20 protein-coding genes and 1 pseudogene are annotated in these 20,906 nt (G+C 41.0%); 15 read left to right on the top strand and 6 right to left on the bottom strand.

Features of this window, described 5'->3' with window-relative positions:
• Positions 1–7: 7 nt before the first annotated feature.
• Genes ACFQZ9_RS11575 through ACFQZ9_RS11565 form a run of 3 tightly spaced genes read left to right on the top strand, consistent with a single transcriptional unit; the run spans position 8 to position 2,813 of the window.
• Positions 8–1,105 (top strand): ABC transporter ATP-binding protein, encoded by a 1,098-nt coding sequence (locus tag ACFQZ9_RS11575; protein WP_198312544.1) that lies wholly within the window; start codon positions 8–10, stop codon positions 1,103–1,105.
• Positions 1,069–2,016: an ABC transporter permease gene (locus ACFQZ9_RS11570; RefSeq protein ID WP_198312545.1), complete on the top strand. Its 948-nt coding sequence runs from the start codon at positions 1,069–1,071 to the stop codon at positions 2,014–2,016. Before ACFQZ9_RS11575 ends, ACFQZ9_RS11570 begins: the two co-directional genes overlap by 37 nt.
• The gene (locus ACFQZ9_RS11565) at positions 2,016–2,813 is read left to right on the top strand and encodes an ABC transporter permease (RefSeq protein WP_198312623.1); all 798 of its coding nucleotides are present in this window, start codon (positions 2,016–2,018) and stop codon (positions 2,811–2,813) included. The genes ACFQZ9_RS11570 and ACFQZ9_RS11565 overlap by 1 nt, the downstream gene beginning before the upstream one ends.
• A gap of 66 nt (positions 2,814–2,879) precedes the next feature.
• Here ACFQZ9_RS11565 and ACFQZ9_RS11560 read toward each other — a convergent pair whose 3' ends face one another.
• Positions 2,880–3,521: a hypothetical protein gene (locus ACFQZ9_RS11560; protein ID WP_498943889.1), complete on the bottom strand. Its 642-nt coding sequence runs from the start codon at positions 3,519–3,521 to the stop codon at positions 2,880–2,882.
• 102 nt (positions 3,522–3,623) lie between these two features.
• Here ACFQZ9_RS11560 and ACFQZ9_RS11555 point away from each other — a divergent pair, with 102 nt between their 5' ends.
• Genes ACFQZ9_RS11555 through ACFQZ9_RS11545 form a run of 3 tightly spaced genes read left to right on the top strand, consistent with a single transcriptional unit; the run spans position 3,624 to position 7,105 of the window.
• The gene (locus ACFQZ9_RS11555) at positions 3,624–5,036 is read left to right on the top strand and encodes an FAD-binding oxidoreductase (protein WP_498943888.1); all 1,413 of its coding nucleotides are present in this window, start codon (positions 3,624–3,626) and stop codon (positions 5,034–5,036) included.
• Complete coding sequence (locus ACFQZ9_RS11550) at positions 5,029–6,303, top strand: (Fe-S)-binding protein (protein ID WP_498943887.1); 1,275 nt, start codon at positions 5,029–5,031, stop codon at positions 6,301–6,303. Before ACFQZ9_RS11555 ends, ACFQZ9_RS11550 begins: the two co-directional genes overlap by 8 nt.
• Positions 6,304–6,319: 16 nt before the next feature.
• Positions 6,320–7,105: an SDR family oxidoreductase gene (locus ACFQZ9_RS11545; RefSeq protein ID WP_498943886.1), complete on the top strand. Its 786-nt coding sequence runs from the start codon at positions 6,320–6,322 to the stop codon at positions 7,103–7,105.
• Between the two features lie 805 nt (positions 7,106–7,910).
• On the opposite strand, the gene ACFQZ9_RS11540 is transcribed toward ACFQZ9_RS11545, so the two are convergent.
• The gene (locus ACFQZ9_RS11540) at positions 7,911–8,378 is read right to left on the bottom strand and encodes a DUF8821 family protein (RefSeq protein WP_498943885.1); all 468 of its coding nucleotides are present in this window, start codon (positions 8,376–8,378) and stop codon (positions 7,911–7,913) included.
• A 458-nt stretch (positions 8,379–8,836) separates the two neighbouring features.
• Between ACFQZ9_RS11540 and ACFQZ9_RS11535 the strand changes: the two genes are divergently transcribed.
• The 4 genes and pseudogenes from ACFQZ9_RS11535 (at position 8,837) to ACFQZ9_RS11520 (ending at position 14,244) form a co-directional block, all read left to right on the top strand.
• A complete protein-coding gene (locus ACFQZ9_RS11535; protein WP_498943884.1) occupies positions 8,837–9,910 on the top strand; it encodes a hypothetical protein in 1,074 nt (357 codons plus the stop codon).
• 27 nt (positions 9,911–9,937) lie between these two features.
• Entirely contained in the window at positions 9,938–10,942 is a 1,005-nt protein-coding gene (locus ACFQZ9_RS11530) for a glycoside hydrolase family 25 domain-containing protein (protein WP_498943883.1), read from the top strand.
• Positions 10,943–11,277: 335 nt separating this feature from the next.
• On the top strand, positions 11,278–11,985 hold the full coding sequence (locus tag ACFQZ9_RS11525; RefSeq protein ID WP_498943882.1) for a DNA alkylation repair protein: 708 nt from the start codon (positions 11,278–11,280) through the stop codon (positions 11,983–11,985).
• 527 nt (positions 11,986–12,512) lie between these two features.
• Positions 12,513–14,244 (top strand): annotated as a pseudogene (locus tag ACFQZ9_RS11520) (multicopper oxidase family protein).
• A 17-nt stretch (positions 14,245–14,261) separates the two neighbouring features.
• Here the strand turns inward: ACFQZ9_RS11520 and ACFQZ9_RS11515 are convergent.
• From ACFQZ9_RS11515 to ACFQZ9_RS11505, 3 genes are all read right to left on the bottom strand, one after another.
• Positions 14,262–14,522, bottom strand: coding sequence for a hypothetical protein (locus ACFQZ9_RS11515; protein ID WP_498943881.1), 261 nt, complete (start codon positions 14,520–14,522; stop codon positions 14,262–14,264).
• 302 nt (positions 14,523–14,824) lie between these two features.
• Positions 14,825–16,012, bottom strand: coding sequence for an MFS transporter (locus tag ACFQZ9_RS11510; RefSeq protein ID WP_498943880.1), 1,188 nt, complete (start codon positions 16,010–16,012; stop codon positions 14,825–14,827).
• A gap of 582 nt (positions 16,013–16,594) precedes the next feature.
• Positions 16,595–16,852 (bottom strand): hypothetical protein, encoded by a 258-nt coding sequence (locus ACFQZ9_RS11505; protein WP_498943879.1) that lies wholly within the window; start codon positions 16,850–16,852, stop codon positions 16,595–16,597.
• Between the two features lie 587 nt (positions 16,853–17,439).
• Between ACFQZ9_RS11505 and ACFQZ9_RS11500 the strand changes: the two genes are divergently transcribed.
• From ACFQZ9_RS11500 to ACFQZ9_RS11485, 4 genes are all read left to right on the top strand, one after another.
• The gene (locus ACFQZ9_RS11500) at positions 17,440–17,664 is read left to right on the top strand and encodes a hypothetical protein (RefSeq protein WP_498943878.1); all 225 of its coding nucleotides are present in this window, start codon (positions 17,440–17,442) and stop codon (positions 17,662–17,664) included.
• 216 nt (positions 17,665–17,880) lie between these two features.
• Entirely contained in the window at positions 17,881–18,132 is a 252-nt protein-coding gene (locus ACFQZ9_RS11495; protein ID WP_198312569.1) for a spore germination protein, read from the top strand.
• A gap of 7 nt (positions 18,133–18,139) precedes the next feature.
• Positions 18,140–18,382 (top strand): spore germination protein, encoded by a 243-nt coding sequence (locus ACFQZ9_RS11490; protein ID WP_498943877.1) that lies wholly within the window; start codon positions 18,140–18,142, stop codon positions 18,380–18,382.
• A gap of 264 nt (positions 18,383–18,646) precedes the next feature.
• Positions 18,647–19,003 (top strand): hypothetical protein, encoded by a 357-nt coding sequence (locus ACFQZ9_RS11485; protein ID WP_498943876.1) that lies wholly within the window; start codon positions 18,647–18,649, stop codon positions 19,001–19,003.
• A 418-nt stretch (positions 19,004–19,421) separates the two neighbouring features.
• Here the strand turns inward: ACFQZ9_RS11485 and ACFQZ9_RS11480 are convergent, their stop codons facing one another.
• Positions 19,422–19,577 carry a hypothetical protein gene (locus ACFQZ9_RS11480; RefSeq protein ID WP_498943875.1) on the bottom strand — a complete coding sequence of 52 codons (156 nt, stop codon included), beginning with the start codon at positions 19,575–19,577 and terminating at the stop codon, positions 19,422–19,424.
• Between the two features lie 237 nt (positions 19,578–19,814).
• Between ACFQZ9_RS11480 and ACFQZ9_RS11475 the strand changes: the two genes are divergently transcribed.
• Positions 19,815–20,903 carry a patatin-like phospholipase family protein gene (locus tag ACFQZ9_RS11475; RefSeq protein ID WP_498943874.1) on the top strand — a complete coding sequence of 363 codons (1,089 nt, stop codon included), beginning with the start codon at positions 19,815–19,817 and terminating at the stop codon, positions 20,901–20,903.
• Positions 20,904–20,906 lie beyond the last annotated feature (3 nt).

The raw sequence follows: 20,906 nt of genomic DNA, 5'->3' as shown, positions 1-20,906 counted from the left end.
ACGTACCATGAATGCCATTACTTACGATGTAGAGATCAGGGGTGCAAGAAAGCAATTCGGATCAAATGTAGTATTGAATGATATTGACTTAGAAGTAAAACAGGGTGAGTTGTTAACACTGCTCGGACCCTCAGGCTGTGGGAAATCGACTACATTGAATTTAATTGCAGGCTTTCTGGAAGCTGATCAGGGTGATGTTTATATTAAAGGGAAAAAGGTCACGAAAGTCCCCCCTTATAAGCGCGATTTAGGTATGGTGTTTCAAACGTATTCCCTGTTTCCACATATGACGGTGCAAGAAAACCTAAGCTTTGGTTTGAACCTAAGAAAAGTGGCTAAATCGGAACAAAAAAAGAAAATCGATCGAGTTCTTGAACTGGTGAAGATGTCTGGGCTTGAACACCGTTATCCACGGGAATTATCGGGAGGTCAAAGGCAGCGTGTCGCAATCGCCAGAGCGCTTGTCGTGGAACCGGAATTACTGCTGCTCGATGAACCACTATCCAATCTGGATGCAAAATTACGGCATGAACTACGCGCAGAAATTAAGCGTTTACAAAAAGAAATAGGGGTAACCACGATTTTTGTTACCCATGATCAAGAGGAAGCTTTATCGATGTCTGACCGGGTAGTGGTGATGAACGCAGGAAAAATTGAACAGATCAGTACACCGACCGCAATCTACAATCATCCTGACACTGAATTTGTCTTTCAATTCATTGGAAAGTCGAATTCGTTTGAAGGAGAGGTTGTGGAAACCGATGGCAGGAAAATTTCGGTGAAGGTAGGTAAGGAGATCATTCATGTCGATTCGGCCAATATGATTGGCGAGAATCGTTCAGTGAGAGCAGGGGATGAGGTGAAACTTTATATCCGCCCTGAGAATGTTCACATTTCCTCGACGAGGGAAACCTCATCAACATTGGAACTTCAGCCTGCTAAAATCATGCAGCTTAATTACCTTGGTACTTCATGGGAAGTGGATGTTTCCCTGCAAGGGAAAACGCTTCAATTATTAACCAGTTCCTATGACTCTACTTGGCAAAATGGGAGTGAGGTGTATGTTGGATGGAACCCATCAGAAATTATGCTGATCAAGAAGTAAGTAAGCAAGGAGAGGTAAAGGCGGAACCGCAAAAAAAGACGAAAGTGAAAAAAAGAAGAAGTTATATTGCCGGGCTTCTTCTTTTAATCCCGATCCTCTTATTCATCTTTGGATTTTTTGTTGTTCCGATGCTGTATATTTTGTATTTAAGTTTTATTTCTACTGAAAATTTGAATGGTGCGGATGCCGTTTTTAGCCTACAAAACTATATCACGTTATTTACCGACAGCTATTACTTATCTTCGATGTGGCTGACAGTGAAAATTAGTTTATATTCTGTGCTTGTTTCCCTTATCCTAGGATATCCAATCGCGTTAACGATGGCGAAAAGCTCCGTTAAGGTTCGGGGATATATTACGTTATTAATTGCTTCCCCACTTTTGGTCAGCATTGTCGTACGTAATTTTGGCTGGTACTTATTATTATTGCCGAACGGTACAATCAACTCACTTTTAATGAATATGGGCCTTATTCATAAGCCGCTCAATCTATTATTCTCTGAAATTGGTGTTGTCATCGGGCTCTCAAACGCCTATTTGCCTTTCATGGTATTAGCGATTGTGACGAGCTTGTATAATATTGACCCTTCATTAGAGAAAGCGGGAGCCATTCTTGGTGCTAGTCCACTACGGAGCTTTTTTTCGATTACTCTTCCGCTTAGCTTGCCTGGGATCGTATCAGGCTGTGTGCTTGTGTTTAGTTTATCGATGAGTGCCTATGTCACTCCTTCTTTAATGGGAGGCGCGAATGTTCCGATGATGCCAGTGGTTGTATACGATCAAATTAACAACCTTCTGAAATGGACGTTTGGTTCAGCATTATCGTACGTACTCCTATTCATTACGCTCCTTTCCGTATTCATCTTTACACGAGCATTTGAAAAAAGTAAGTTTCGGGAGGTGTTCCGTTGATGAAATTACTTGGAAAGTTCCGGGTGATCCTGGCTGCAATCGGGATCATCTATATCTTACTTCCATTAGTTGTGGTCATCCCTGCATCTTTTACAAGTGCAGCGTATCCAAGCTTTCCACCGAAAGGTTTTTCGCTGCAATGGTATACAAAGATTTTAGAACGGACTGAATTCGTCGAAGCCTTCTATAATAGTTTGCTCTTTGCATCCTTAGCCGCCTTTTTTGCGGTTGTATTCGGGACGCTTGGGGCACTTGCGATTGCGAAGTATGATATTCCAGGAAAGCACTATATTACATCCATCTTGACAGCGCCGTTAAGTGTACCCCAACTCGTACTAGGGATTGCTCTGTTGATCTATTTCACGCCGATGATGCTTGCCGGTACATCAACAGGATTTTTGATTGCCCATACGATCATTTGTATCCCGTATGTGATTCGCTTGGTCTTAACGGGGTTAAGCGGATTTGATTACAATTTGGAAAAAGCAGCAGCGATTCTTGGGGCAAATCCATTTATCGTATTTTGGAAGGTGACCCTGCCGCTCATCAGACCGGCTATGATCTCCGGGGGATTATTCGCATTCTTGACCTCTTTTGATAATGTCACCGTCTCATTGTTTATGATTTCGCCAGATATGCGAACACTTCCAATCGAGATTTTCTCAACGATGCAGGATGCGTATAATCCAATTGTCGCTTCTGTTTCAAGTGTGGTTATTTTCATTTCTGTCATCTTAATCGTAATCCTTGAAAAGATTCATGGGGTTGGAAAGTTATTCGGTGGCACCCATCATTAGGAATTATGAGGAAAAAGAAAAGCCGGCCGTTTGCTAGTTATAGTAAAACAGCCGGCTGTTTTAAGTTCAATAAGGATGATTTTTTAAATAGTTTATACATCGATTCACCGTTGCTTGTGGAGCCGTGAGAATCGGAACAGAGGTCTGAACCTGATCGGCAATATGAGCCATACTGTACTGAGAAAGGACGATGACATCCACTCTCCCGTCCATTTGCTGAATCATGTTGCGTACCTTTTCGTCATGTTCATCGATCCTTCCCTGAAAAAGAAGATGGATGATTCCTGGGTCGACTAGAGATTCAATGCTACAATCCGGTTTTTTGTCTCGTAAGTAACTCATTAAGGCAAGAGGTGTTTCTTTAACGGTGGAAATGAGGCCAATCCGTTCATAGGCAAGTGCTTCATCCAACATGGCTTCATCTGACCGAAAGAGTTTAACATCATGCATGGGCTGCAATATGGATGTGATGTTATTAAAGGCGGAACAAGTCAATTGAATGCAATTTGCTTCCGATTCAGCAGCAAGGTTGACCAATGCCGAAAATCTGCGAATGATTTCTGGGGTTAAGCCCCCGGATTTTTCCATCATGGAAAGCAGATGGGTGTCCATAAAATGGAGCAGCTCCATTTCAGGGGCTGCTTTCTGAAAGGCTTTTTCAATCGGCTGTAAGGCTGTGGTCGTTGCATGGATCAAGGCTACTTTCAAAATTTGTCATCCTCTTTCATTCTCATTTTGTTCATTATAACTATATTTCTATTACTATTGAATATTCTGTCTATATATTTTTTAGAAAGGGAGGTTGGGGTTGTGATACATGCAGAAATCGAAAAGGAAATCCGCCAAGTGGTCCAGGACAAACGTCGAGTCCTTACGAATGAAGCGGATCTTGCCAGTTATTCCTATGATGCCTCTTTCGGCGTTTTTCCCCCGGATGTTGTGGTGCAGCCCACTGCTACGAATGAAGTGGTCGGAATTGTTAAAGTAGCCAATAAACATAAAACGCCAATTTATCCAAGGGGAAAGGGAACAAGCTTAAGCGGGGGCCCATTACCGGTTCATGGAGGGATTGTCCTTGATTTTTCTAAATGGACAGATACGTTAATAATCGAACCAGATGATTTAGTTGCCATTGTTTCCCCGGGAGTCATCACGGCAGATATTAATAAAATGGCGAATTCATTTGGTCTGATGTATCCTCCTGATCCGAGCAGTTCCCATGTGTCAACCATTGGCGGGAATTTAGCGGAAAACGCCGGCGGCCCGCGCGGCCTTAAATATGGGGTGACGAAAGACTATGTGCTCGGTCTTGAAGTGGTGACGGCTGACGGTGAAGTCATCCAAACAGGGGGAAGAACGGTAAAAAATGTAACAGGCTATGACTTAACCAAATTAATTGTTGGTTCTGAAGGGACGTTAGCGATTATCACCAAAGCGATACTACAGTTAATCCCTAAACCACAATCTACCGGAACGTTAATGGTCCTTTTTGATGACCTCGTCATTGCCGGAAAAGCGATTTCCAGCATCCTGACAGGCGGGATTTTACCATCAAAATTAGAAATTATGGATCAAGCATCTGTTATTGCAGTAGAACAATTTGAACCATCCGGGTTCCCTGTCGATATCGAAGCGCTTTTATTAATCGAATTGGACGGACATCCTGCTGCCATCGAAGCAGAAGCTAAAAGGGTGAAGGAAATTTGTTTGGAAATTGGCGCGAGAGAAGTGAAAATAGCAGAAACAAAGGAAGAAGAAGCTGAACTTTGGAAGGCGCGAAAACTCGTTTCTCCCGCCATCGTTCGAAAAAAGCCAACGAAGATTTCAGAAGATGCTACCGTTCCGCGCAGTCGGATTCCAGACATGTTTCAGCGATTAAAGGAAATAAGAGAGAAGTATAACATCGATTTAGTTGTATTTGGCCATGCTGGAGATGGGAATTTGCATCCGAATATCATAGCGGATAAACGTGATACCGAAGAAATGAAAACAGTTGAAAAAGCAGTCGAGGAGATTTTTAAAGCTGCCGTGGAAATGGGCGGCACATTATCAGGAGAACATGGGATTGGAACGATGAAGGCCCCGTTTATGGAAATGGAGTTGGGTACATCCGGTTTATCGATGATGAAACGGATGAAAGAAGCCTGGGATCCTCACAATCTCTTAAATCCAGGAAAAATATTTCCTGAGCCTGGACAAAGGTTTGTGTTAACAGATGAGTAGAAGCGGTGTATTAGCCTATGAAGAAACCTTTGCCTGTGTCCAATGTGGTTATTGTTTGCCAAAATGTCCAACCTACGAGACGACCGGTGTGGAAACCCAGTCACCGCGGGGGCGAATCAATTTAGTGAAATTATTAGCAGAAGAAAAAATTTCGATCGAGTCTGCAGCTTCTTCGATTGAATTATGTTTAGGCTGCAGAGCCTGCGAAACCGCATGTCCGACCAATGTTCAATATGGAACCATTTTACAATCCGCGAAGGAATTCATCGCGAACGAGAAGCCTGCTTCCAAAATGGAAATGCTGCTCCTTGAAAAAGGATTACCAAATAAAAAATGGCAAAAGGCTGCTGGAAAAGGGTTAGAATTTGCACAAAAAACAGGAATGGTGTCTTTAGCGAGAAAAGCAGGCATCATGAAGGCATTTCCAGAAAGTATTCAGGCAATGGAATCGATTACCCCCATGATCAAGATGCCGGCAAAGAAGGAAAGAGAATATCGAGTATTACCTCCGATTGGGAAGAAGACCTATAGGGTTGGATTTTTTGTGGGCTGTATTATGGACGTGATGTTTTCAAAAATCAATGATGACAGTATGAAATTGCTGCAGCTTGCTGGCTGTGAAGTAACCTTGATCGAAGAACAAACCTGCTGTGGAGCGCTTTTACATCATAGTGGGAAAAAAGAAGAGACCATCGCCCTTGCTAAAAAAAATATAGAAGCATTTGAACACTATGATTTTGATTTTATTGTCAACAGTATCGGTGGCTGTGGTGCGATGTTAGTGGAGTATCCAGAATTGTTTGAGGCAAACTCTGAATGGCATTCTCGTGGAGAGAAATTTGCCGCACGGTGTAAGGACATTAGCGTTTTATTGGCCGAGAGTTCGCTGCCATTTACTAAAGAAATTCGAAAAGTCGCAGCCTACCAACCTTCGTGTCATTTACAGCATGTTCAAAAAGTGGTGCATGAGCCGCATCAATTAATCAAGAAGATTCCCGGGATTGATTATCGTATGTTTGAAAAACAGGACATGTGCTGCGGATCTGCAGGTATCTATAATGTCGTCCACTACCATGAAGCGATGGAAGTGTTGGATCAAAAGATGAATCATATTGAAAAAGTGGAGCCGGATCTCATCGTCACAAGTAATCCTGGCTGCCATTTACAGATGAAATTAGGTGTTCGGCGCGAAGGGAAAGAAGAAAAAATCAGAGTGGTTCACATTGTTGAACTGCTGGCCGAAGCCTGTGAGATCGATAAAATTTGATATGGGGGAGAAAAAAATGGACTTACATTTAGCAGGAAAGACAGCGATTGTGGTGGCATCTAGCCAAGGATTGGGAAAAGCGATTGCGGCCCAACTCGTCATGGAGGGCGCTAACGTCATGTTAACCAGCCGAAATGAAGAAAAACTGAAGGAAGTTCAAGAAGAGCTTCAGTCGTTGGGAGAAGGAAAAGTCGCCTATTTTCCCGCGGATATTACGAAAGCGGAAGAAATTGAAGCATTAGTCCAGCATACGAGGGAAACCTTGGGGAACATTCAGATTTTAATTAATAACTCTGGAGGACCAAAGGGGGGAGGTTTTGAAGATTTTCAAGATCAAGATTGGTATCAAGCCTTCGAATTGAATCTATTAAGCTATGTGCGATTGGTACGGGAAGTTCTGCCAGATTTAAAGAAGGAAGGCGGCAGAATCATTAATATTGGTTCATCTTCTATTAAACAACCGATACCTGGCTTAATTTTATCGAATACCTTTCGTTTAGGCGTTCTCGGGCTTGGGAAAAGTCTTGCTGAAGAACTGGCTCCGTACAATATTTTAGTCAATACGGTATCACCTGGCAGGATTGCAACAGACCGAGTTGCCTTTTTGGACCAGCTTAAGGCAGATAAGTTAGGAGTTTCTCCCGGTGAGGTGGAGGCGGCTGCCAAAAAGAATATTCCTCTTGGCAGGTATGGTAAACCCGAGGAGTTTGCAAAGGTTGTCACTTTTTTAGCTTCGGATGCGAATACATACGTTACAGGAAGTTCGTTGCTTGTGGACGGTGGGATGGTGAAATCGGTTTAAGAACCCAGTTACATTTCGGGCAGGCTTTGTTTCTATATGAAGCTTGCCCTTTTTATTATGGAGGGTAAATGGCCAGAAGTGGAGGGTATAGAGCTAAAACCGGTGGGTAAACGAAATTAGGTTGAAAAAGAGGCCTGTTCTAGGGTTGGGATTTTACTGAAGATGGTAATTTCCCTCTTAACAAGGTAATTTTTAAAGAAAGATACCTGACTTTCAGAAGCTAAAATGAGAAGTGGAGGGTAAAAGGGGAGAACTGGAATGTAAACGCCCCATAGTGGTGGGTAAAGAGCTAAAACTGGTGGGTAAACGAAATTAGGTTGAAAAAGAGGCCTGTTCTAGGGTTGGGATTTTACTGAAAATGGTAATTCCCCTCTTAACAAGGTAATTTTTAAAGAAAGATACCTGACTTTCAGAAGCTAAAATGAGAAGTGGAGGGTAAAAGGGGAGAACTGGAATGTAAACGCCCCATAGTGGTGGGTAAAGAGCTAAAACCGGTGGGTAAACGAAATTAGGTTGAAAAGGAGACCCGATCCAGGGTTGGGGATTTATTGAAAATGGTAATTTTCCTGTTAAAAAGGTAATTTTTAAAGAAGGATACCTGATCTTCAGAAGCTAGGATGCCTTGTCCGAATGATGCGGTGATTAGGGGAAGCCGGCTAAATTTGTGATAAACGAAATGCTGTTTTTAAGATATCGACACTTTTTTCGCTGGATATCAACACAAAATTAGATTTTATCGACAATTTTGGGGACACAGGGACCGTTCTCATGGACAAAAAAGCAGCGAGAACAGTCCCTATTGAATTTAATATTCTCCTTTAATTACAAAATACGATCCCCGAATGGTTCCAGCTAGTTTAGACTTCTGCCTAGCAAACTTAAACCTCTCTTCTAACTCCTTTGGTACCTCCATCCCCTCAGAAAGCTTAAAACCGACGGCCCGCTTCGGCTTAGGGCCATCAAGCGTATATAGGACGTTAACCGAAAGACCATCCTCATAAAAGACGTAAGTCCAATTGATATTTTCCACTTGAAAACGCGATGTTTCTAAAGGTTTGGCCGCAAACTCAATATCACGTTCTTCTTTCAAAATTCGGTTCACATAATCAAGAGTCTCCCCGCTTTCGCTAGCTGGGACAACCGTAAATTCATGCTTGTATTTGTTCATAAAGTAACGGGCTTCATTCGCACGTAAACCAGCAAGCGCATCTGCTACAGGTGAAGACTCTAAACCAATCGTAGACACATTTTTAAAATCAACGACATAGGACATTTCCATTCCTCCTCTTACATCTAAAGGACAAATCCTTACCTTTCCATTATGGTCAGTTTTTTGAAAATTTAATAGATGTGTCCATAGATTTATTCTATCTTCAAATATAGTACTTCACCGGAAGCTAACCAGCCAGTACAAAAAAGAAGTTCCTCCTTATGAAAAATATCTCACAGCGCTTTCCATTTTCGGCTCTCTCCTTCCATTCTATTAAAAAAGACCGACTTCACGAAGAATCCGGTCTCTTTGTTGCTTAAACAAGCTCATAATCAATTTGCTAAACAAATAGTGTTAGAACTTATGAGTAAAACATCATTTGTTCAAGGAAATTCGACTTATCCCTTTTCGATCCAGCCTAGGTTAAAAGGACTCTTTCTTTGTAAAAAGAACGAACAACCGACAAAAATTTAATGACATTGTCGAATGCTGTCGGTGGAAGTTTGAAAGGAGGTGAAATCATGCAAATCCGGAATTTTATTCTAATAGGGGTAATTTTAGGGGCGGCGGCTTTCTTGCCCAATCATGCATTTGCAGTGGAAAAGGGAGCTGCCGTTCCATCGAAATCTCAAAACACGAAAGTACATACTCTTGTTTCAGAGAACAGCGAAAATCCAATGGCTTCGGAAAAAGAATCTCCTGTAACACCTGAAAATATAAATAAAAGTCAAGGTGGGGCAGTTCAAAAACCAGTGACGAATCCTAATGCCCAGCAGCAAACCACACCAAATAAACCTGTTCCAACGTCACCGAACAAGACCGATAGGAGTATTAAAAAGGTAGTACCTTCTTTAGAAAAGAATAGGAAGGCTAGTGAATCTCCGAAATCGGCTCCTGCAAAGGTGAAAGAAACAGGACAAACAGCAAAACCGGCTGCTGTAAAGGTGAAAGAAACAGGACAAACAGTAAAACCGGCTGCTGTAAAGGTGAAAGAAACAGGACAAACAGCAAAACCAGCTGCTGCAAAGGTGAAGGATACAGGACAAACAGCAAAACCGGCTGCTGCAAAGGTGAAGGATACAGGACAAACAGGACGAGTAAAGCCCAATGCTGTCACGAACAAGCTTCCGGAGGTCCCTAAGTCACCCTCCTCAAATCAAACAAAATCTGAGGCGGAAACGAACAGCCGGCCTCCCAATTTAAAGGCTAAGTCGGAAGCTTTTACATCAGATCCTGAAACCTCCGTATCAATCAAGACGAGTCGTTCTCTGACCTTGGCGGAGAAACCGTTAGTAGAGGAAGACAATAAGACTCCATCTAAAAGTAGGGAGAATCCTGGGGATATTGAGATCATGAATAACCCTCCACAACGAACGCAATCTTTTGGAGGGCAATCAAATGAGCTGTTCAGCCCTGGGGCAGGCTCGATCGGCTTTAGTGCAAATCGGTTTGACTGGGATGAATATTTTGGTTTGAATCTTAGCCACATCTATACTTCTCGTCAGGCTAAGTACTGTCATCAATGGATCAATGCTCCACCATCACCGCCGCCAAAAGCAGCTCCTTTTTTCTTAACGTTATTTAACTACATGTAACGATCATTAAAAAGGAGCAAAATTGGAATGAAAAAATACCGTAACACAGTGAGAATTATAAAATCTTTGGTATTCACTACAGTATTGTCTTTTGGACTTATATCAGAAGCCCATTTGAGTGAAGCAGCTGGACTTGATAAAACAAAAATGGAGCCTGTAAAAGCTGTTCAAGCAAACAGTTCCCAACCTATACATGCCAGCAAAAAGGCAACTCCTGCAAAGCCTAAAGCAAAAATAAAAGTGAAGGTTCAACATAAGAAAAAGAGCAAAATTGTAAAATCACAGGCAAGTTTACATGCCAGCGAAACAGCAAGAATGCATGCTGCACCAAACTCAGCAATCTTTGCCAAAAAAACAACGGCAGAATCGAATGGAACTGAGGCTACACTGGAATATCTATTCGGGTCCGATTCCGCTTCATCAGCAAACCCTGAAGGGGAAGATTTTTACCTTGGGAAGTTAGGTTATGGCAGCACTATGCAATTTGATGCAAGCACGGGCAATGGAATTTATTTTAGTCGTGCAAGAGCAAAGAATGCTAGCTATGTTTATGGTTATTGGTTTTTATCCGGTATACAAAAGGCGCCAACAGGAACTTCTGCAAGCGATTGGGGGAAGAGGCAGGCAAAATTAGCACTAAAAACCTACGAATCTATGAAGAGTGTATATGGTTCGAAAGTTAGACCTGTTATCTTTATTGATGTCGAATCAGCCTCAACTGGTATGAAAGACAATGACTATGCAAATAATCGTTCGATTTATAACGCATTTGTAAGTTATCTTAATCAATATGGACAAGGTGTAAAACCTGGTACCTATTCGTCTACAGGGAACTGGAAACTTACTATGGGGGACTTTTCACCAAGTACACCGGGGGCGTATTGGCTAGCTCATTACCCTGGTGACATTCCTTCAGATCTGACAACAAGCAATTCTTATTGGGGCAATTTCCCTGGAACAAACGAAAAAGCAGAAATTTGGCAGTACTATGGTGGTAGCAATGACTATGATGTAGCTTGGAAACTTCCGTAACGGGTAAGTTAAGAGTTTAATAGATTTTTTATCAGTTCGCTATTTTTCCGCAGTGTCCCGCGTGTTTCAGCAAAATACAGATGGTGTGACACTAGATGAAGTTAAAGAAATTCTTGGAACGAATGCTAAATTGGAATAAGGGAGAAGTGTTACCAGCACTTCTCTTTTTTAGTATATATCCATTTAAAACAAAAAAATTTCATTATAAAAGTAAAAAAACATCGGAAACCTGAAACAAAAGGGTAGCTCCAGAGACCATGGGGACGCTTTTGGTACAAACAAGAAAACCGCCCTATGAAATCTGGGTATAATGATAAAGGAAGGAAGTGTAAACGATGAATTTTGAAACGGTTATGCAAGAACTAGAAGCGCTTAGCAAAGAACGAACGAAAAAGACTTACATAAGCAATGGTGCACACGAGCCCCTTTTTGGCGTGGCTACCGGTGCCATGAAGCCGCTGGCAAAGAAAATCAAGAAAGATCAGCCTTTGGCCGAGGAGCTTTACGCTACTGGAAACTACGATGCTATGTATTTTGCCGGCATCATTGCAGATCCTATGATAATGACAGAGGCGGACTTTGAGCGTTGGATCGATGCAGCGTATTTTTATATGTTGTCCGATTATGTTGTTGCAGTAACATTGGCTGAAACCGATATTGCGCAAGCAGTTGCCGATAAATGGATTGCAAGCGGAGAAGAACTTAGAATGTCGGCCGGCTGGAGTTGTTACTGCTGGCTTTTGGGTAATCGCCCGGACAGTGAATTTAGCGAAAGCAAGCTTGCGGGTATGCTTGATCAGGTGGAAAATACGATTCACGATGCTCCGGATCGAACGAAATCCGCTATGAATAATTTTATGTACACCGTCGGAGTTTCCTATTTGCCGCTCCATGATAAGGCGCTTGAAACCGCAAAGGCAGTAGGGCCAGTCGAAATCAGGCGGGACAAGAAAAAAAGCAGTATTCTGCTTGCTTCCGAAAATATCCAAAAGGATTTAGATCGAGGGAGACTTGGTTTCAAACGTAAATATGTCAGGTGTTAAGTGATCATGGGGACGGTTCTGGCGGACTTTTGGATTCGGGAAATGAATAAAATAGACCAAGAGAACCGTCCATGTGGAATTCCGAATCTTGCCTCTAAATAGAGATAGCCGGTGTTTCAGTATATCAACACATTTTCAAAGGATATCAACACAAATTTGGGTTATATCAACACTTTTTAGGAGGATATCGACACAAATTTCGATTATATCAACACTTTTTCGGTTTTATCGACAATTCTATTAGAAATCGAAACCCCGCTTTTTTCCCTTTTAACAGAAAAACCAGCTCCGCCGGTCAATGCCACCCTTGCATTTAAGTAACATTCACAATCTAGTATTTAGATGATCGCATGCTATTCTTAGATTTTTTTATTCCTTTGTACTTTTATCTCTAACTTTTCCCTTATTTACAGCATAGACTGCTAGTACGCAAAAATCGTACTGATCCCCTATATTTTCCGATAATTCATTATAATATCCCTTTTAACTAAGGCGCGAATTCTTAAAAAATAAGGAGGAGTTAAATATTGTCGTTTTTAACGAAGTTTGTTGATGCTTTGCCTCTGCCTTCAGTGATACAACCTGTTGGTCATCGAGATGGGATTCCCTACTATGAGGTAACGATGAAGCAAGTTAAGCAAAAGTTACACAGAGACTTACCCATTACTACAGTATGGGGTTATAACGGAATGTATCCTGGTCCCACATTTGAAGTTCGCAGGAATCAGCCTATTCTAGTCAAGTGGGAAAACCAATTGCCATATGAACATCTTCTGCCTGTGGATAGAACGGTTCATGGCGCAGAACCTAATGAACCCTCTGTTAGAACGGTTGTTCATTTACATGGAGGACGTGTACGACCAGAAAACGACGGGTATCCTGAAGCCTGGTTTACGCGAAAGTTTGAAAATTTTGGAAGTAAATTTGTGCATGAAGTATACTGCTATCCGAATTGTCAGCGTCCAACAACACTCTGGTATCATGACCATGCACTAGGGATTACCAGATTAAATGTTTATGCAGGGCTTGCCGGCTTTTATCTTATTCGAGATAAGAAAGAGGAGAAACTAAATCTCCCACGGGGAAAATATGAAATACCGTTAGTGATTCAAGATCGTTCATTCTATCCTAATGGTGAACTTTTCTATCCATCGCAGCCTGGCCATCAACCGCCACCAGCACAACAGCCGCCTCTCCAGTTTGATGAAGAAGTACTGCCGAATCCATCTGTCGTTCCTGAGTTCTTTGGTAATACGGCTTTAGTTAATGGAAAAGTATGGCCCTATCTTGAAGTCGAACCGCGAAAATACCGTTTCCGTATCCTCAATGGCTCCAATGCCCGATTTTACCGATTAAGGCTAAGCTCCGGACAGGATTTTATTCAAATAGGAACGGATGGCGGCTTTCTTGAGAAGCCTGTTATAGTTTCCAATGACAAGGGACTTTTACTTGCTCCAGCGGAACGTGCAGATGTTATTGTCGATTTTTCAAAACATGCGGGTCAAAAAATCATCCTAACAAACGACGCACCCGCACCATTCCCTAACGGTGCCCCTGATACTCCCGTCCTTCCGCAAATTATGGAATTTCGTGTCAGTAAAAAACGCTCTGAATCAGATAGAAGTCAAATTCCCCAAACATTAAGCTGCATAGAGAGGCTCAAACCAACTGGTGTGACGGTTAGACGGAACTTCTTAATGGAAATGGATGATCCGGAATTCCCTGCCCGTTTGAAACTTTTACTGAACGGCATGGAGTGGAATGAATTGCCGATTACTGAAACCCCGTATAATGGGACCGTAGAAGTATGGGAACTGTACAACTTGACGGGTGACACCCATCCAATTCACTTGCACCTCGTTCAATTCCAGATCCTTAATCGTGAATCCATCACGGTGGATGAAAACGGAAATGCAACTAGTATAGGTCCGGCACGTGAGCCAGATCCTAATGAAAGAGGTTGGAAAGATACCGTTCGGGCCAATCCTAATGAAGTCACTCGAATTATTGCCCGCTTTGGACCATTTACAGGAATCTATCCTTGGCACTGTCATATCCTTGAACATGAGGATCACGACATGATGCGCCCGTATGAAGTACTACAAAATCCTAATTTAGATCCGTGCATTTCTGATTCCGGAAGAGTGTCCGGATGATTCGTTAACTCAATGCTGTCATGAGGACAACGAACATTGTGGGTGTAAGGAAGACCATGACCATGATGAGTCAAGTTCCCATGATGAATCCAGTTCTCATTAAGATCATGGGGACGGTTCTCACGGCTTTTGGGGGCCATGAGAGCCGTCCCTGTGACGTTCGTGGTCATTATCCAAGGCGAACCAAAAAATAAATATTGATATCATTCCTAATCCGATACTCGCTATTTTACTGATATTGGTTATAACCATAATGACATCAATAAACAATGAAATCATTACGAGCAGGATTGTTCGTGCATTCTTTTGTACTCTAAATAATGAAGATTCCTTTTTGACCTTCGTAATTATTGGCAACGGTTTCAAATGATGATGCTCCATCCTATTCATCTCCATTCGAGTATTTTTAAAAATTATACAAATAAATAATTGCCGTTACTATCTACTGGGGAAAATGTTTACATTATTTATAAAAAGTTAACAAACAAAGGTGACCATGGGGACGGTTCTTGGGGCATGGTTGAACCCTGAGAACCGTCCCTGCTTATTTCTTTCGGAAAAACGTTCTAGAAAACAAGAAAACCACCCAACGCCGGTGCAAGCAAAAGGGTGGTTCTCGGAACATGAAATCAACCATAATTTCATTGCAAGGCCCCAAGGACAGTGGAACCATCCGTGGAACCTTAAATGCGCAAGATCATCATCAATAATGCAGCAATTACAGCAATCACACTACTCGTACCGAAAGCAGCTATTGGTCCAAATGCCTGCCATAAAAATCCCGCTAGGATACTTGCCGGCAATGCTGCCAAACCGGTCATCGCGTTGAAGGTACCCATCGCTGTGCCTCTTTGTCCTTCAGGTACAATATCTGCAATATAAGCTTTTTGTATCCCTTCGGTAAAAGCATAGTAAAACCCATAAAAAACAAACAATACCCAAATCCAAGGGACGCTTTTGACTATGCCAAATCCAAAGTAAATCACAGCAAAAATCAGCAGCCCAAATATAAGGACGGGACGGCGGCCAATACGATCGGATAGCATTCCGATCGGCATCGAAAAGATACTGCTGCTCAGATTCAAAGCGAAAAAGGCAAGTGGGATGAGAGCTGGTAGCATTCCTGCGTCCTGAGCGCGTAATGCTAGAAATGCATCAGAAAAATTGCCGACCGTAAAAAACGTGAAAATCAAAGAAAACCAAATAAAGCGACGATCTAGATTTTTAAACCCTATTTTCGGAAGGCTTGCTTGTTTAACCTTTTCTTTCCGCTCCTTTTCTTTCAAAAAAAGGATGATAAGAATAATGGCCAGCACTCCAGGAATAACCGATAACCAGAATACGAGACGATAATTACCTGCATAAATAGCTAAAATTCCAAAGGCTGCCAAGGGTCCTAAGGCTGCACCTAAAGCATCCATAGAGCGGCGAAAACCGAATGCTTTCCCACGCTCTTCTTTTGTTGTGGTATCTGCAACAAGCGCATCACGAGGCGAGGTTCTTATTCCTTTTCCAAATCGATCGGAAAAACGAATGATAAGGACCTGACTCCAAGAGGAGCTTAACGCAAAAAGTGGTTTAGTCAAATTGGATAGCCCATAGCCAATTAACATGAGCAGCTTATGTTTCCCTATGCGGTCCGATATCCAGCCGGAAAACAACTTCAAAATACTTGCAGTACTTTCGGCTATTCCTTCAATAATACCAATGGATCCTACCTGTACATGTAACACGGATGTAAGATATAAGGGCAGAATGGGGACAATCATATTACTGGATAAGTCTGTAAATAAGCTGACAAGGCCAAGTACAAGAATGACGGGATTTATGGCCAATCGTCCTTTTTTGTTGGGTTTAGGCGAAGAATTCATTTTATCACCTTTCCTTTCAATCTATGTTCCACCATCGATCACAAGAATATGTTTTCAATTACAACTAAGCCACGGAGATGGTTCTTGTGGCATCTTTGAACCTTGAGAACCGTCCCTGAAGCTTTTTCGACAAAAAATAAAGTGCAAGGTATTCTCTTTGGAAGAATACCTTGCACTTTTAATAGAAGGGGTTTGATTAAGCATTTGCTTTGTCCTAGCAAAAACTATTTTAGAAAAGATAAATGAACAAATTATGAACAAACAATTATGATACTATTAATTTTAAATTTTTAAAGTACAAGGAACGATTCCAGATAAAACACCCTAAACAATTTCAAGAGTTGGCACAGATCATTGAGAGATTGAATATTACAATAAATCAAGTTGAGTTACAAGTAGATGGAGTGGTACAATCTGCTATTAACCTAGTAACCCAATTATTGATGAGATACTAATTATTTCTATAAAAAACGGTTATCCCCTAATTTGGGGATAGCCGTTTTTTTACCATAGGGTCGTTCTGTCGGCCTTTTTGGCCCAAGAAATGAATAGAATAGGCCACGGGAACCGTACCTGTGGAACTTACTTGTTAGGGGTTATGGTCAAATGGGGCTTACTAAAATGACTTGTTCCCCCGCTACCTACTAGTACGTAACCATTCTTCGGAAAAATTACAAGTCTTCTTGAGTTATCAGAAAGTAAAATTTCTACTTTTGCATGATCTTTTAATGCAATATATTTGACGTAACCTGTTGGGGTAATCGTAGTCTCCCAGTTATTGTCAAACTCTGCCCTTAATACACGGTTTGAATATGTTTGACTTGATTTTGTTTTATTCATTTTTATCAACCCTCCTATGCTGGAACTAAGCATGAAGATGCTCTTATTATTTTATTCGATCGTGAAAAATTGGTATGGACAAACTTACCATCCTGTCCAATCATTTATTTAGTCGGACGGCATATCCTATTGAAACTTGCTTGTTCATTCAACTAGACCATGGGGACGCTTCCATGTTTGTGTAGGGGCCCTATTTGGAAGAACTAGAATGTCTTGCTGGCATAAGACATTTTTTGAGAGTTTAGTAGATAAATCGGGAAAGTTGAATTGGATTTATCGACAAAAAATTTCCGGGGAAACTGAACAATGTTCGTTTTCCAAAAGGCTTTATATCGGTTTTAATCAAACGTTTGATTGAAAAAATACAGGTCGGACCTTGTCGATTTGTAATCGTTTTTTGTACTAGTTTCAAGTGTTTACCATCTGATTTTAGAATACATAGAAGAGGACTTACTCCGTTGTATCCTTTATCTAACTCTAGTGATAAGAATTTCTAGGATTTTAGACAAGCTCATGATGTTTGCCCTTGCAAGAAGGTAAATCTATCATACCTTATAGTAAGTCCACTATTGAAAGGAGGGACTTCAATGCAATTAAATTATGAAGCCGCCCGTCACTTAGAGGGCGAATTGGTTCGTTTTAAGAAAGAAAATGGAGAATGGGCAGTAGGGAGAGTCGTAGAAGTAAGAAAGGATGGATTGGAAATTGTTGAATTCAATCCTTCTTATAAAAATGAAGGTTATGGATATGGATTTTGGGGAGCATGTTTCATTCCATTTTGCTGGCCAATATTTCCATTTTGCTGGTTTTAATTTCTATATGAAAGTGACCCAAGAGGGCGTTGAATGACAACCCATTTGGGTCCGTTTTTTTTTACGGGGTGGGGAACAACGGGACGGTTCTATCGGCTTTTTTTACCGAACAAATGGATTAAATAGAACCAGTCCCTGTGGAAAATGTAAGTTTTAATAACGGATAGGCGGGTGTTTGCATATGATGGGTTAACTCATGCAAAGGATGTGTGACAGATGCAGACTGTCATCAATATTTTCAGCTTTAAAATTAACAGTGTATCGAACAATGGATCTGTAAACATCGGTGATGCTCTTCATAATGCACATACAGCCAATACAAAGTCTCAAGGTCAGAATGCTTCTTATGGTGATTTTGCACCGCCAAGTGCAGCGATGGAAAATGTGTTTATTGACCCGGACATGAATGATATGGGAGATATTGCAGATCCATCCAACGTCATTACAAATCCGATCATAAAGGAATGAAAGGTAAATGCCTTATCAAATTAATATTTTTAACATAAAAGCAAACGGCATCAATAACAACGCCAACATGGACATTGGACAAAACATCCAAAACAGTCATACGGCTAATTCCAAGTTTGTCGGAGCCACTTTCGCCTTTGGAGATCTATCTCCTACAGGATCTATTTCCGTTAACGGATTTGGGGACCCGGATGTGACGGATCAGGGACAAATGGGAAATACTGCCGTTCCGATTTCAGGCCAATTTTAGTATAGAAAGAAATAATGTGATTGAACTTGTCGGGCGTACTGTAATTTGGTAACGTCATTTTTTTTGCATGATTTCAGTTACACCCAATATGATGAAAAGAGGGAGAAACTTAAGGGATGGTCAAACGGTTTAACTCAGGTCGTGCAACTTGGTTTTTTATAAGAATGAATAACCGTTACGATTCATCCAGATTCGAGGGCTGTGATGAGGTTCCTTTTTCGCTATTTCACATCATCCAAGGTGTTTAACAGAGAGCTGAAAAGGTTGGAAAAAAAGATCGATGATCTGGAAGCAACCATACGGGATTTAAAGAAACCATCTGAAAATGATTCCCCGCCGGCTGTGCCCAAAGGTGAAGAAAATCAGCCAAACATAAAAATTGAACATTTACGAGTGGAGAAAATTATTATCAATCATATGGAATATGCCAATAATTTTGGGCAGGTAGGGATTAAAGACTTGTCTGGAAAACTAAATATCGGTACAAGTTACGAAGGAGATCTCTCCAAACAAATTGAAGAAAAGGTGGAGGAAAAGTTGAAACAGGTAAAGGTGAAAATGAAGGGAAGAGATGAACGTGGGGACGGTTCTGGCGGCTTTTTTAATCCGAAAAATGGATAAAATGGCCTTGAGAACCGTCCTTGTGAATTTACGCCTGTATATCCAATTAAAAATAAGGATATTTTAAGGATAGACAATCTAGAGGGAAACAGTTGGTTTCGAGAGAGTAGTGGTTAATATGTGGTATGCCTATACAATTATTGCGGTTTTTCTGTTGATTTTGATATTTATGCCAAAAAAGCTGACATTAAGAGAGATGTATTATAGTACAGGAATTCTTGGGTTTGGCACCTGGCTTGGAGATGCGTTAGTTGGAGATGTTTTTAAATCATTTCGAATCGGGCCTAGCTAGTGAGAAATGAAAAGGAAAAATAGAGAAATTGGCAAAACAATGATGTTTTGCCTTTTTTGTACATATGGTTTTTAAGTTGGCTTGAAAATTGCAAAGAGAAATTTGATGGAAAAACTTAAAAGTACCTTAGAGTTTTGCACTCTTTAGCGTTTTTAATTCCATTAACCTTTCTTGGATAAACTCAATTTGATCTTGGGTAATAATAAAATCGTTCAGACGATCCTCAAAATGAGCAATTCGTTCATCTAACTCCTCTATCGTAATGCTATCAGGATTCCTCATAAACCTACCACTCCTTATTATTTTTATGAAAAATATGGTCATTTTTTAAAGTAATTTTCGATTGCGATTAAACTATTTAAATATTACTATAAATTTCACGCAGAAAAAATTGATAAAATTCCAAAAAATTCGACATTATCGCTAATGGTGTCGAAAAGTAAAATGATAAAATCTAGTTGTTAATAGATGTTATCACTTACAATTAAAGGTAAATGAACAAGAAGGAGAACAAAATATATGGAAAAAAAGAAGATTCTCTTAGCCTTACAGGGTGGAGGGGCGCATGGAGCTTTTACATGGGGAGTTCTCGATCGATTGCTTGAAGAAGAAAACTTAGAAATTGCCGCTGTATCCGGGACGAGTGCGGGGGCGGTTAACGCAACCGTATTGGCCTATGGATTGACGATTGGAAACAGACAAACAGCACGGGAAATGCTTGACTTATTTTGGCGTAAAAATGCTGAATCAGGAATGCTTTCTCCGATTCAACCGACATGGTTCGATCGGATGGTGAGTCCTGGTAATATGGATTTCAACCCGCTCTATCAATCATGGGGAATCATTACATCATTTCTCTCCCCTTATCAGCTTAATCCTTTCGATTTTAACCCGCTTAAGAATACACTGAATGAAATGATTGATTTTGAGAAGGTCCGTAACAATCAGAAAATAAAGCTTTTCTTATCTGCTACGAATGTGAGGACCTCACAAGTTAAAGTGTTTGATACCGATGAAATTACAGTCGATTCCGTCTTAGCCTCAGCGTGCTTGCCGCAAGTCTTTAAAGCGGTTGAAATCGACGGAGAGCATTATTGGGACGGTGGTTATGTAGGGAATCCTGCTCTTTACCCACTGTTATGGGACCATGATTGTAATGATTTAATGGTTGTTCAAATTAACCCGACCAATTTCCCCAAGCTGCCAACAACGGCTCATGATATTGTTGATCGTGCAACCGACATCGGTTTTAATGCTAGTTTAATGCGTGAAATACGCTTCATCAATGGGTTAAATCGTCTTGTCGATCATGGATTTGATTACGATGGTGAATTGGAGAAAGTATATATTCATTTTATTAATACAGGTGAAGGGTTGAACCATTTAAATGGTTCAAGTAAATTGAATGTTTCGTGGGATTATCTCACATACTTGCGTGACTTCGGCCGAAAAAATGCGGATTCATGGATCAAGGAAAATTACGATAAGATCGGCGTCGAGTCAACCTTTGATGTTGAAAAGGTTTTTGGTTCGGACTCCCCTGAGGTCCAAACTTTACTCCTTCCCGGCAGGAAAAAAGCCCGACCGTTTGATTGCTTTTTCCAATAAGTG

This window comes from Neobacillus sp. GCM10027624 (genome assembly GCF_042675345.1).
Lineage (GTDB): Bacteria > Bacillota > Bacilli > Bacillales > Cytobacillaceae > Neobacillus > Neobacillus cucumis_D.
The sequence above is the reverse complement of the archived record's forward strand: the minus strand, read 5'-3'. Positions and strand labels throughout refer to the sequence as shown.